Here is a 12,221-nt window from a genome sequence, read left to right as displayed (position 1 = left end):
CACCTAATAAGTTCATACAAACAATGAAGCTATCATTTGTAGGAAGAAATCTGGCGATGCTATATAAAAACCATCCCCACATGGATCCAGAAGTTGATGACAAAGGAGGGAACGGTCAAGGGTTTTCTTATGGAGAAATGCCCTCTACCCGAAATCTGGGATTCAATCTTCACGTGACATTCTGATCTAATTCTCTACCTATAAAGAACTTATCATGAAATCAAAAATGACTCAGACGTCATCAACAGACATTATTATTTACCATGTGAGATTCCATGTGGCCAAAAACATCAAATAATAAACACATGAAAAGACTATATAAATCAACCATCGCCATACTTCTTCTCTCTTTTGGTACGCTTACGTCTTGCACCAAGGATTTTGAAGAAATCAACACCGACCCTAACAATCCTGTCTCTATTTCCCCTTCTCTACTTCTGCCAAATGCCATACAAGTAGTAGTAGACAGATACTGGGGACACAGCACCCGATACCAGAGACTGAATATAGATGCCGCTATGTGCTGGATCCAACATCTATCCAGAAACATCTATATCAATGCAGAAGGAGACAGCTATGAAATACCACTTACCATTTCTTCAGGCACCTGGAATAGTATATATAATGAATCGCTGATCAATTTCGAACGGGTTAAATCCTTAACGGCCGCCGGAGCAGAATATGAAAATGCCAACTACTTAGGAATAGCAATGACAATGCAATCCTTCTCATTTGCATACCTGACGGATGTATTTGGCCCAATACCCTATTCTGAATCTCTAAAAGGAACAGCAGAAGAAGCCATTAACTCTCCTGCATACGATTCAATGGAGGAAGTTTATGCTGGAATTTTAGCTGATTTAATGGAGGCGAACGATCTCCTTTCCACATCGGGACCAGCTGTTGTTGGAGACATCCTCTTTAATGGGGATATCATGAAATGGAAACGTTTTACGAATTCCCTCGCTTTGAGAATAGCAAACCGCCAGGCAGCTAAAAAACCTGCAGAATCTAGTGCTATTATGACTCAGATTCTATCTGATCCTGTAAAATACCCAATTATCGAAAACAACGCCCAAGCGGCCGAACTAACTCATTTCGATGTAATTGGAAGCAGAAACAAAATGTTTGATGTATTCTCAACTCGCTCAGACTGGAATATCAGTACTACACTCATCAACAAGCTACTTGAACTTGATGACGAAAGAATCACAGTTTATGCGCAACCATTGGACGATGGTACCTATGCTGGATTGCCAAATGGGCTTACAGATGCAGCAGCTGGCACCTTCAACGCTTCGCGAATTGGACTTAAATATTTGGACCCTACGGCTCCTAGTGTACTAATGACCTATGCTGAGGTGGAATTCATCAAAGCAGAGGCTGCATTAGATGGGGATATAGAAGGTGATGCCTCAGCATTTCTTGAAAGCGCGATTAAAGCATCATTCCATCAGCAAGGTCTAACCATGCCAAGTGATTACATGAGCCGGATAGGCGGAGTAACCAAAGAGAGTATCATGACTCAAAAATGGATTGCTCTTTTCGGGCAGGGAGTTGAAGCATGGAATGAATATCGTCGTACAGGCTATCCAATGATGTCTGCTCCCCATCCTAGCTCGGTCTTTTCCAACGAAGGTGTACTGCCTACCCGAATCGAATACCCTACTTCAGAATACTCACTTAATAAGACTAATCTGGACGAAGGTGTCAGCAAATTTGGCGGATCTGACAACATGAGAACTCCACTTTGGTGGGTAGAATAACCAAATCAACCTCTAATCATTCAATTCAATTTCTTATGAAAAAGTCATTCAACATATACTTACTAGCGGCAGCTTTCATCACCCTTGCTTTCTCTCAATCCTGTGTGGAAGCAAGAAGATTTAGTAACACCAAATGTAGCCTCTCCGGTTTTAATCCTACTCGAAGGAACTTCCTTCGGGGCAACCTCACCAGTCACCGTAGGATCCAAATTTTTGGAACTGGATAAGACCAATATTCTGGATCATACGAAAGGTATGCAGATTCTATACCTGTTCCAAATCTAGATATCGCGGTATTCATCAACAACACGAATGAAGTGGCCAGACTAGTAACCGGTACTGATGGCGCAGCTGATTTGGTAGTCTCTTGGGCTGATTTGGGGCTCTCCGAGGCTTCCAGCGGAAATTCTGTCAGATTAGAATTCGCAGGAACTTACAAAAATGTTCCATTTAGAAAATACCACACCATAAGAGTCAACTAACACTTTTAATAACATCAAAAAATCATTCAACAACCTTATTAAATCATGATGAACAACTCTATTAACAGACGAACTTGGATCAAATCCAGCCTAATGGCAATGGGAACAATGGCTGTCGCTCCAGCTTTTGCACTACCAAAAAATAAAGCATTGGCCGCATATCAGCCAGACTCTATTCTAAATGAGCACATCCCTTTGTTTAATTACAATGAAGCACGGATAGTTGCCAAATTAAATGCAAATGAAAATCCTTATGGGCCTTCACCTAAAGTAATTAAAGCCATCTCTGACTCTATTTCCTTAGGCAATAGGTATGGACATGGAGAAGCAAAAGTACTCATCGATATGATTGCCGAGAAAGAAGGCGTGACACCTGATCACATCATGCTATCTCCAGGTTCATCAGATATTCTGGAAAAAGTTGCATTCGTACAGTTCATGAATGGCGGTAACGTGGTATCTGCAGATCCATCTTATATGTCCTTGATGAATACCGCGCAGAAACTGGGGTCGCAGACCTGGAAGCCTTCTCTATTAACGGGTGACTTTCAGCATGACCTAGATGCTATGGCTAAATCCGTTGACTCAGAGACTAACCTTGTCTACATCTGCAACCCAAACAACCCGACAGGCTCCATCACAGACGCCAAGAAACTGAAAGCTTTCTGTTCGACTGTTTCTGAAAAAACACCAGTTTTCGTGGATGAGGCGTATCTAGAATTCCTTCAAAAGCCAGAAGAATCTTCCATGGTAGGACTCGTAGCTGAAGGCAAAGATGTAATCATCGCCAGAACCTTCTCTAAAGTCCATGGAATGGCCGGCTTGAGAATCGGTTACATGGTAGCACTTCCAGAGCGTATTGAAAGCATCACGTCGAAAGTAAGAAGTACAATGGGACTTTGCGTCACTTCTTTAAATGGGGCTATTGCAAGCTTAAAGGATCCTGGATTTATTACGAGTTGTAGAGAAATGAACACCGAATGCAGAGAGTACACTAAAGGTGAAATCGCGTCTCTTGGGTATGATATTATTCCTTCAGAAACCAGCTTTATGATCTTCCCACTACGTATGGAGGGACAACCATTCATGAAAGGTATGTACGATAGCGGAGTAGGTATTCGAGTATTCAATATCGACAACAAACCATGGTGCCGAGTAAGCATGGGCACAAAAGAGGAAATGGAAATTTTCGTAGACGCTTTCAAAAAAGTGACAGCCTAGTAAGCAAAAATTCGTATGAGTATTGCACTTCAGAAGACTCTATCGCTGATTCTATTAATAGTTATTGGGATTTTTCTCCAGAAAAAACTACAAAATGAGGATCAGAAAAAAGGGTTAAAAACCATAATTCTAAACATCGCCTTACCGGCAATGATTTTTGTGGCTTTGTTGAAAATCGAAATCAACCCGGATCTTCTAATTCTTCCGGTATTGGCATTGGTTTTTAATATTGTGATGATCATCATTACCAAGTTCTCGCTACCATTCTTTGGTATCAAGGCAGATAGTCCGGCTATGCGAACACTGATGTTGCTTCTCCCTTCTCTTGCTCCAGGGTTAACTTGTTTCCCATTTATTGTAGAATATCTAGGAGACGATGTACTGGCTTGGGCAGCACTTGCTGACATTGGCAACAAGTTATTCGTCTTAGTTCTAGCCTATTTGTTAGCAATGTCTTGGTATTACAAAAACCAACAACTCAAGGCTAAATCTAATGGGCAAAAGGTAAAAGAATTACTTCTAGCTATGGTAAGCGAGCCAATAAACCTGGTGATTTTAGTCGCCATTGGATTACTTAGCTTTGGATTTAATATGGAAAGTATGCCAGCATTCCTTAGCTCATCCATTGTTATGATGAAAGACATGATGACCCCGCTTGTCCTCTTATTCATCGGGATAGCAGTGATCTTCAAATGGGACCAGCTACGAATGATTTCATCTATCCTGACCTTTAGGGCAGGGTTCACCTTCTTACTTAGCGGATTATTCATCTGGCTTGTACCAATGCCTTCTGAGGCCGCAGTCTTACTGGCTGTAGTATTTCCTCAAAGCGCCGTTAGTTTTTGGCCTTTTGCACACATGTCCGCAATCAGAAAGCTTGAGTATGAAAATGAATCTCAAAAAGGCAATCCTACCTTTGACCTTGATCTTGGTATCAACGTTTTAGCAGTTTCTATGCCGTACAGCACCTTGTTGATTCTAGGTGTTTTTACATCAGGGAGCTATTTCACATCCCCACTACACGTCATCTCCATAGGAGGATTGCTAGTTGGAACCGCGTTGATTCCAAAGGCAATTCAAGTAGTCAAAAACGCAGATTTCAGTTTTGAAAATTTGAGAGAAAAAGTGCTTAAAGACAGTTCAGTTGAATAATACGATGTAGGTTAATAGAATAACCGATAGGTCTACTAATCAAAAATGCCCTAGCAAATTGCTGGGGCATTTTTTATACTATTTGGCTATGCTTTTACCAAGAACCTATCAATTCTGTGATTGGGTTTGGTTTTGGTGATTTTGATTATCTCTGATGGTGAAGAAATTAGAATCTACATTATTGGAAATCGCATTGATTTTCAATTGAAGACTATCGAGATATTCATGTAGTCCAAAACCAATAATCTCTCCCACTTCTGCAAATTCTAGCTTCGAACGCAATTCGCCAATTGCCTTCTCGGAGGAATTCATATATCCTCCGCCTAAATTTCCCGGAAATATTGTGCAGGCATTTCTCTGCTTCTTTAATACAGTAGTAAATAGATCTAGGGAAATATTTATTCAGGACCAAAAACTCTACAACATTGGCAGATTCAATATTCCCATACAATCTCCGATAAGTATTGAATGCGGTGACAGATTTCAGCAATGCCATCCAATGCAAGAAATCGAGAGGCGTCCCTACCTGCTGATCTGCAGGCAAAAGAATGTGATACTTCACGTCCAAAATCCTAGAAGTCTTGTCAGCCCGCTCAAGATATTGCCCTAGTTGCCTGAAATACCAGCCTTCAATCCTCGCCACACTACTATCAGCAATCCCGTAGATCAATAAGATTTGGTTTTTAACCTTTTCAAAAAATGGCCTTGGATCCTCTTTCTTCCACACCTTTTTCTCCAAGCCTTCCTGCATCATATAATAAAGTTCATTGGCTTTCTCCCAAGTCTCCTTGTTGAGATTTTCCCGTATTATACGGGCATTCTCACGGGCATTCTTAATAGTTGAGAGCATTGAGTTCGGATTCTCGGCATCAAACCCTAAGAAGAATAAAACCTGATTTCTTTCGTAGCCAGTGCACTTTTTCTCATATAGAGCCAAATCTCCAGTAGCAGCGATCAGTGGATGCCACTGCTCCTTGAGATCTACAGGAAGATCCTGCATCAGATTGAAATTCACATCAATAAATCGCGCATAATTCTCCGCACGCTCCAGGTATCTACCCAGCCAATAAATACTATTCGCTACTCTACTTAGCATATTCGTTCTGTTATTTTAATATAAAACCCAAGTATCCTTACTGCCTCCTCCTTGCGAACTGTTCACCACCAGGGAACCTTTCTTTAAAGCAACTCTGGTGAGTGCCCCAGGAATTACTTCTATTTCCTCTCCATATAAAATATAAGGCCGCAAGTCCACATGCCTGCCACTAATTCCTTCATCAGTCAAAGTGGGTACGGTGGAAAGTGACAAGGTGGGCTGAGCGATGTAATTGGTTGGATTGTTTTTGATGAGTTCACGGAATTTCGCATGTTCTTCAGCATCCGCCTTAGGGCCGATCAGCATTCCGTATCCGCCCGCAGCGTTCGTTTCTTTCACTACCAATTCTTCAATATTATCCAATACGTATTGCCTGTCCTTCTCTTCTCGGCACAAGTAGGTCGGCACATTATTCAGGATTGGTTCTTCGTCCAGGTAATATTTTATGATTTTTGGAACATAAGCATAAACGGCTTTATCATCTGCCACACCAGTGCCTGGCGCATTTGCCAATGCGATATTTCCTGCCTTGTATGCTTCAAAAAGGCAGGAACTCCTAGCATAGATTCAGGATTGAAGGTTTCCGGATCCAAAAATGTATCATCTATCCGTCGGTAAAGCACATCGATCTGCTGCAATCCTTTGGTGGTCTGCATATACACACGCTTATTTTCTACGATAAGGTCCACACCATTTACCAGCTCTACGCCCATTTGCAAAGCGAGGTAGGAATGCTCATAGTATGCAGAATTATAAATCCCTGGAGTCAGTACTCCAACAACCGGCTTTGGCTTATCGGAGAGATTCTGAAGCATACGAAGGAGTTTTGTAGGGTAATTCGAAACTGGCATAACCCCTTTTTGATTGAAAATATCCGGGTAAACCCGCTTGATGATTTCACGACTCTCCAGCATATAAGAGACGCCTGATGGACATCGAAGATTATCTTCCAAAATGTAATACTCTCCATCTTTGGCCTTCACCAGATCAGTTCCAGTGATATGACACCAAATGCCTTTGGGAGGAGTGAGTCCAATGCAGGGCTCGAGGTAATCCTTACTTTTCAGGATAAGCTCTGAAGGCACTATTCCGTCCTTCAGGATTTTCCGCTCATTATAAATATCCTGAAGGAAAAGATTCAGCGCATGAGTTCTTTGCTTCAGTCCAGCTTCCAATTTCTGCCATTCCGAATTGGGTATTATCCTGGGTATAATATCCAGATGAAGGATTTTTTCCATCCCCTGATTGTCATGATAGACATTGAAAGTCATCCCCATCGAGCGCTGCGTCTGATTGGCAGAATGCTGCAGATGATTCATTTTCCTAGAACTAGTCTTCTTCAGGTGATTGTAAAACTCCGCATAATGCTCTCTGATCTCCCCTTCTGCGGAAATCATTTCATCGTAATGTTCTCCTGCGTTATATCCGTCTGTCTTCATAAGTTTATTTAAAATCAAACTAGGTTCAAAAAGATAGATGAAAAAGCGTAATTGTCAAAAATTTTAAGAAAATAGGCTCAAATTTTTATTAAAATAAATAATAACACCACATTTTGTTAAAAACAGGATTCATTTCTTACAAATACTTCAATGATGACAATCCAGTAGTTTATCTTATCCTCCATCATAAGTTATGAATTTATTCTTGCCTTAGATTGCATTGTTGGCAGAACTGTTGATTAAAAAATTCTATTTTCGAACCATGGTGAAAAGACTTTTAAAAATTCAGGACAATCAACTGGTAAAGAGAATTACGATTTGGAGACAAATCAAAGACGGACTTTTCATAGCTATAGGAGTTGTGATGGCTAGTATTGGCTTGAAAGGCTTTTTGCTCCCCAACGGTTTTTTCGACGGTGGAGCAATGGGCATGTCCCTACTTCTGGAAATGCTCACCCCAGTCAACCTTTCTGTACTTATTATCTTAGTCAATTTGCCATTCATCCTGTTAGGTGCCAAACAGGTTTCCTTACAGTTTGCCCTAAAAAGCTCAATTGCCATCTTTGGCTTAGCTTTTTTGGTACACTTCATAGAAGTTCCAGCAATCACTGCAGATAAACTGCTCATTGCCGTATTTGGAGGATTCTTCCTTGGGTCTGGAATTGGTTTCGCTATTCGTGGCGGTGCAGTTATCGATGGCACAGAAGTATTGGCGATATCAGTCAGCAGAAAATCAAGCCTAACGGTAGGGGATTTTATCACAATTTTCAATGTTTGCCTTTTTATAGTTGCGGCAATATTCGTAGGAATAGAAACGGCGATGTACTCCATGCTGACTTACTTCTCAGCTTCCAAAACGGTAGATTTCATCATCAATGGCGTAGAAGAATATTTAGGTGTGATGATCATGTCTCCACACAATGAAGACATCAAACAAATGATTTCTCACGATCTAGGAAGAGGAGTAACGGTGCTCAAGTCGGACGGAGGCTATGGCGACAAAGCCAATCAACTACCGGATAGAAAAGTATTATTCTGTGTGATTACTCGACTGGAAGTCACCAAAATGTTGTTAGAGATAGAAAAAATTGACTCCAAAGCCTTTGTAATCCAATACCCTATTAAGGATACTAAAGGAGGGATGATTAAGAAGAGACCGTTACATTAGACTTTAGTAGCTAGACAATAGATTTTAGAATCAAGAGAAAAGAGCCAAAAAATTCGAATTAAATTCGACTTCTTGGCTCTTGAATCTAGAATCTTGGTTCTCAACTATTAATTCTACCTGAATGATTGCTCTGCATTACAGAAAGTCATTCCTTTTTATAAAAGGTTTTTCCAACGCGACGAATATGATCGATCAGTTTTTCATTCTGAATTCGATCTAGACTTTGTAAATCAATTGTATGAGGGAAATCGCTTTCATTTAATTCTGAGATTAGTTCACCTAAGGTAAATCGATCAATCTCATGATCATCAATAACCAAATCCAAATCGCTTCTGCTAGTATAATTACCTTTGGCACGTGAGCCATAAACAAGTACATGGGCGATTTGTGGATACTTTTTGAAAATATCAATTAGAATATCCTTCGTTGAATTTGACAAGCCAAATTTCATCACTAAATCTTAAGATAATGTATCAAAAAGAGCAGAAAGTGCTGGAGAATACTTTTTCTGAATATCTGGAATCACCTCCTCCATTACAGCGAAATCATAGGTATGGCTGAGCAAATTTCGATCATTGATCATGTTTAGCCAGATTTCAATTTGATCAATGTATTTAGCTTTGAATGCCTCTTTCACAACCATTTTAGGAGAAATCTGTGTAAGAACTAGCCCATCTGACTCCATTCTATCCTTAAGCGTTTTCCAACCTAGCTCAAGTGTAAATTCAAATCGCTGAATAATTCCTTCTTTCTCCAACTGGGAAGTTTTAGCAAGATCAAGAGATTGGATCTCCTCCAAAAGTTTCACTGCTTTTGCAAAATTCTCAAACCTCTGTTTCCAACGAATATCATTTTCCATACAGAAATCAATTTAAGGAATTATTTGATGTATGTTATAAATTGAGAAAGGGCGAATAATTGTTCGCCCTTTCCAAAATCTTGACTATTGGTTCTAAATTCTCAAGTCTAGGTACTTGATACTTATGTCTTGCTACTTAAGAAATCGTCGATCCGCTCGCAGTTCCTTCATGCGGCACCATCAGCTTCAGTTTGCCGTCTTTGTCTTCTGCCATCAAAATCATTCCTTCAGAGTCGATTCCCATCATTTTTCTTGGGGCCAAATTGATCAGCATTGTGACTTGTTTCCCTACCAAAAACTCTGGCTCGAAATGCTCAGCTACACCGCTAAGAACTGTTCTTTCACCTAGTCCCATATCAACTTTGAGTTTAAGTAACTTCTTGGATTTTGGCATTTTCTCTGCTTCCAAAATCGTAACTACCCGCATATCCAGCTTCGCAAAATCATCGTAGGTGATTATCTCCTTCATTGGGGTCACAGGTGCATTTTCAGCTTCATTCATCTTCTTGGCATCTAATAGTTTTTGTACTTGTTTTTCTACGGTTACATCTTCGATTTTCTCGAAAAGCAATCCCATCTCTCCTAGTGAAGTCCCTGCTTTGAGCAGCTCACCTTGACCAGCTTCAGACCAATCAATCTTATCCATTCCAAAAAGATCCACCAGTTTCCCAGCAGTAAATGGCAAGAATGGCTCAGACACAATAGCCAGATTTGCTGCAATATTCAAGGCAATATTGAGTATTGTCGCAGTGCGGGTTTCATCAGTTTTAATGACTTTCCAAGGCTCAGTATCAGCCAGGTATTTATTGCCCAAGCGGGCCAAATCCATCACAATTCCCAAAGCCTCTCGGAAACGGTATCGCTCGATGGATGCGGCAATTTTCTCAGGGAATTCTGCCAATGCATCCAAAACCTCCTGATCATAGCCAGTCAATTCTCCACGCTGAGGGATGGTTCCCTGATAGTATTTATGCGTCAAAACCACGGCACGATTCACGAAATTCCCGTAAATAGCAACCAGCTCTGAGTTATTTCTAGTTTGGAAGTCCTTCCAGGTAAAGTCATTATCCTTAGTTTCAGGAGCATTAGCAGTCAGCACATAGCGAAGCACATCCTGCTTGCCAGGGAATTCCTCCAAATACTCATGCAGCCAAACTGCCCAGTTTCTAGAAGTAGAAATTTTATCTCCCTCCAGGTTCAAAAACTCATTTGCAGGAACATTATCTGGAAGAATGTACTCTCCGTGAGTCTTGAGAATAGCAGGGAAAATAATACAATGGAACACGATGTTATCTTTTCCGATAAAGTGCACAAGTTTGGTGTCTTTATCTTTCCAATACGGTTCCCAATCGATTCCTTTTTCCGCAGCCCACTCTTTAGTAGAAGAGATATATCCTATCGGTGCGTCAAACCATACGTAAAGAACTTTGCCCTCTGCGTCTTGCAAAGGCACTTTGATTCCCCAGTCCAGATCACGGGTCATAGATCTAGCCTGCAAACCATCACCAGCTTCCAACCATGATCTACATTGTCCCAGTACGTTATTTTTCCAATCATCAGCGTGATCCTCTAGCACCCATTTTTTCAGAAAACTCTGATACTTTGCCAAGTCCAAAAACCAATGCTTGGTTTCTTTCAATACTGGAGTTCTTCCGCTTAGTTTTGACTTTGGGTTGATAAGATCTGTCGGGCTCAATGAGCTGCCGCATTTCTCACACTGATCACCATACGCGTTTGGATTGCCACATTTTGGGCAGGTACCTTCTATGTATCGATCTGCCAAAAACTGATTAGCTTCCTCGTCATAATATTGCTCCGTACTTTGCTCGAGAAATTCGCCTTTTTCGTACAAGTCCTTAAAAAATCCCTGTGCAGTTTCATGATGAATTGGCGCAGAGGTGCGGGAGTAGTGATCAAAACTGATCCCAAATTCCTGAAAACTCCCCTTCATGATCTGATGGTAGTGATCCACCACTTCCTGAGGAGTTTTTCCTTCCTTTTTCGCTTTGATTGTAATCGCAACTCCATGCTCATCCGAACCACAGATGTATGCCACATCCTTGCCTAAGCTTCGCAAATAGCGTACGTAAATATCTGAAGGGATGTAACATCCAGCTAAGTGACCAATGTGAAGTGGGCCATTCGCATAAGGAAGCGCAGAAGTAATGGTATATCTTTTGAAATTGGTATTGCTCATAATCGTTCTAAGATTCGAAATAGTAAACCCCGCTTTGAAATATAAAATTCATTGCAGAATAAGGGTGCAAAGATAGGGAAATCAGGCTTAGGCTGCCTTAGGCATTTGCAAATTCATTGCGGGCCTCATCCGTTAGAATGCCTTTATAAATAATAGAGATAGCCTGATCGTAGATGTCTGCAGGAGGAATCTTCATTCCTTGTTGAATTGGCTCAGGAAACTGTGAGATGAATTTTGGGTCCATAAGAGACTGTATCGCGGTAGCGTAAAGCATCACGACCAAATTGACATTAACAGCAGGATTAACCAAACCCTCACTAATCCCTTGATCCAGCAATTGTTTGAATCGTATATAAGCAGATTCCTTTATGTACTGCTCCAAGCCCTCCCAAATTTCAGGCGCATGTTCCCGTAGGTCTTCGAATAACTCAGGATTAATTGGGCCTAGCAGGGAAGCCATCACCGTCAATGTAGATTTAAGCTTCAGGGGAAATGAAATGTATCGATTATCTACAATTGCCTCCACTTTGGCTGTGAGCTTAGTTTTGGTCACTTCAAAGGAAGCTGCCAGCAATTCAAATTTTCCTGGATAATACTTATAAAGTGTCTTTTTGCTCATGCCTAGCAACTGGGCGATATCGTCCATAGTGGTATGGCGATAGCCTTTTTCCAGAAAAAGCTTGTACGCTGCATCCAGAATTTTGCTTTCAATATTGGCTTTATTAGGCATGGGAGGGGCAGAAATAATCAACAGCAAAGGTTTAAAATAATGCGAGGATATGCAATAGACTGCTACCGTCACTCCCCATAGCTGTGCTGATCGTATGAGAAAACAATATTT

11 protein-coding genes and 2 pseudogenes are annotated in these 12,221 nt (G+C 40.9%); 7 read left to right on the top strand and 6 right to left on the bottom strand.

The features are described from left to right. The 6 genes from AC0L6R_RS24275 to AC0L6R_RS24250 form a co-directional block, all read left to right on the top strand. Positions 1-185 (top strand): hypothetical protein (locus tag AC0L6R_RS24275; RefSeq protein WP_473273486.1); only part of this gene is annotated, 185 nt, incomplete at its 5' end. A 120-nt stretch (positions 186-305) separates the two neighbouring features. Then, positions 306-1,766, top strand: a complete 1,461-nt coding sequence (locus AC0L6R_RS24270) for a SusD/RagB family nutrient-binding outer membrane lipoprotein (RefSeq protein WP_473273485.1) — start codon at positions 306-308, stop codon at positions 1,764-1,766. Between the two features lie 102 nt (positions 1,767-1,868). Then, positions 1,869-2,051: a hypothetical protein gene (locus AC0L6R_RS24265; RefSeq protein WP_473273484.1), complete on the top strand. Its 183-nt coding sequence runs from the start codon at positions 1,869-1,871 to the stop codon at positions 2,049-2,051. A gap of 32 nt (positions 2,052-2,083) precedes the next feature. Beyond that, entirely contained in the window at positions 2,084-2,248 is a 165-nt protein-coding gene (locus AC0L6R_RS24260; RefSeq protein ID WP_473273483.1) for a hypothetical protein, read from the top strand. Positions 2,249-2,293: 45 nt separating this feature from the next. After that, positions 2,294-3,469 (top strand): pyridoxal phosphate-dependent aminotransferase, encoded by a 1,176-nt coding sequence (locus tag AC0L6R_RS24255; RefSeq protein ID WP_473273482.1) that lies wholly within the window; start codon positions 2,294-2,296, stop codon positions 3,467-3,469. A 15-nt stretch (positions 3,470-3,484) separates the two neighbouring features. Further along, positions 3,485-4,621 (top strand): AEC family transporter, encoded by a 1,137-nt coding sequence (locus AC0L6R_RS24250; protein ID WP_283413943.1) that lies wholly within the window; start codon positions 3,485-3,487, stop codon positions 4,619-4,621. Positions 4,622-4,729: 108 nt separating this feature from the next. Here AC0L6R_RS24250 and AC0L6R_RS24245 read toward each other — a convergent pair. Then, a pseudogene (locus AC0L6R_RS24245) lies at positions 4,730-5,717 on the bottom strand (alpha-E domain-containing protein). A gap of 15 nt (positions 5,718-5,732) precedes the next feature. Then, positions 5,733-7,156, bottom strand: a pseudogene (locus AC0L6R_RS24240) (circularly permuted type 2 ATP-grasp protein). A gap of 262 nt (positions 7,157-7,418) precedes the next feature. On the opposite strand from AC0L6R_RS24240, the gene AC0L6R_RS24235 reads away from it, so the two are divergent. Further along, positions 7,419-8,324 (top strand): YitT family protein, encoded by a 906-nt coding sequence (locus AC0L6R_RS24235; protein WP_283413940.1) that lies wholly within the window; start codon positions 7,419-7,421, stop codon positions 8,322-8,324. 145 nt (positions 8,325-8,469) lie between these two features. Here AC0L6R_RS24235 and AC0L6R_RS24230 read toward each other — a convergent pair whose 3' ends face one another. The 4 genes from AC0L6R_RS24230 to AC0L6R_RS24215 all read right to left on the bottom strand — a co-directional run bounded on the left by AC0L6R_RS24230 (position 8,470) and on the right by AC0L6R_RS24215 (position 12,131). Beyond that, the gene (locus AC0L6R_RS24230; protein ID WP_473273481.1) at positions 8,470-8,763 is read right to left on the bottom strand and encodes a nucleotidyltransferase family protein; all 294 of its coding nucleotides are present in this window, start codon (positions 8,761-8,763) and stop codon (positions 8,470-8,472) included. 21 nt (positions 8,764-8,784) lie between these two features. Beyond that, positions 8,785-9,183, bottom strand: coding sequence for a nucleotidyltransferase substrate binding protein (locus tag AC0L6R_RS24225; RefSeq protein WP_473273480.1), 399 nt, complete (start codon positions 9,181-9,183; stop codon positions 8,785-8,787). A gap of 136 nt (positions 9,184-9,319) precedes the next feature. After that, positions 9,320-11,380 carry a methionine--tRNA ligase gene (metG, locus tag AC0L6R_RS24220; RefSeq protein WP_473273479.1) on the bottom strand — a complete coding sequence of 687 codons (2,061 nt, stop codon included), beginning with the start codon at positions 11,378-11,380 and terminating at the stop codon, positions 9,320-9,322. Between the two features lie 97 nt (positions 11,381-11,477). Further along, the gene (locus AC0L6R_RS24215) at positions 11,478-12,131 is read right to left on the bottom strand and encodes a TetR/AcrR family transcriptional regulator (protein WP_473273478.1); all 654 of its coding nucleotides are present in this window, start codon (positions 12,129-12,131) and stop codon (positions 11,478-11,480) included. Between the last annotated feature and the right edge of the window lie 90 nt (positions 12,132-12,221).

The sequence above is a fragment of the Algoriphagus sp. 10J20-15 genome (genome assembly GCF_055809615.1).
This window is presented reverse-complemented; position numbering and strand designations above follow the sequence as displayed.

What these genes read in the sequence shown, in the direction of transcription:
- AC0L6R_RS24270 (WP_473273485.1), top strand. Translation starts at nt 306, where the DNA reads ATGAAAAGACTATATAAATCAACCATCGCCATACTTCTTCTCTCTTTT.
- AC0L6R_RS24255 (WP_473273482.1), top strand. Translation starts at nt 2,294, where the DNA reads ATGATGAACAACTCTATTAACAGACGAACTTGGATCAAATCCAGCCTA.
- AC0L6R_RS24250 (WP_283413943.1), top strand. Translation starts at nt 3,485, where the DNA reads ATGAGTATTGCACTTCAGAAGACTCTATCGCTGATTCTATTAATAGTT.
- AC0L6R_RS24235 (WP_283413940.1), top strand. Translation starts at nt 7,419, where the DNA reads ATGGTGAAAAGACTTTTAAAAATTCAGGACAATCAACTGGTAAAGAGA.
- AC0L6R_RS24225 (WP_473273480.1), bottom strand. Translation starts at nt 9,183, where the DNA reads ATGGAAAATGATATTCGTTGGAAACAGAGGTTTGAGAATTTTGCAAAA.
- metG (WP_473273479.1), bottom strand. Translation starts at nt 11,380, where the DNA reads ATGAGCAATACCAATTTCAAAAGATATACCATTACTTCTGCGCTTCCT.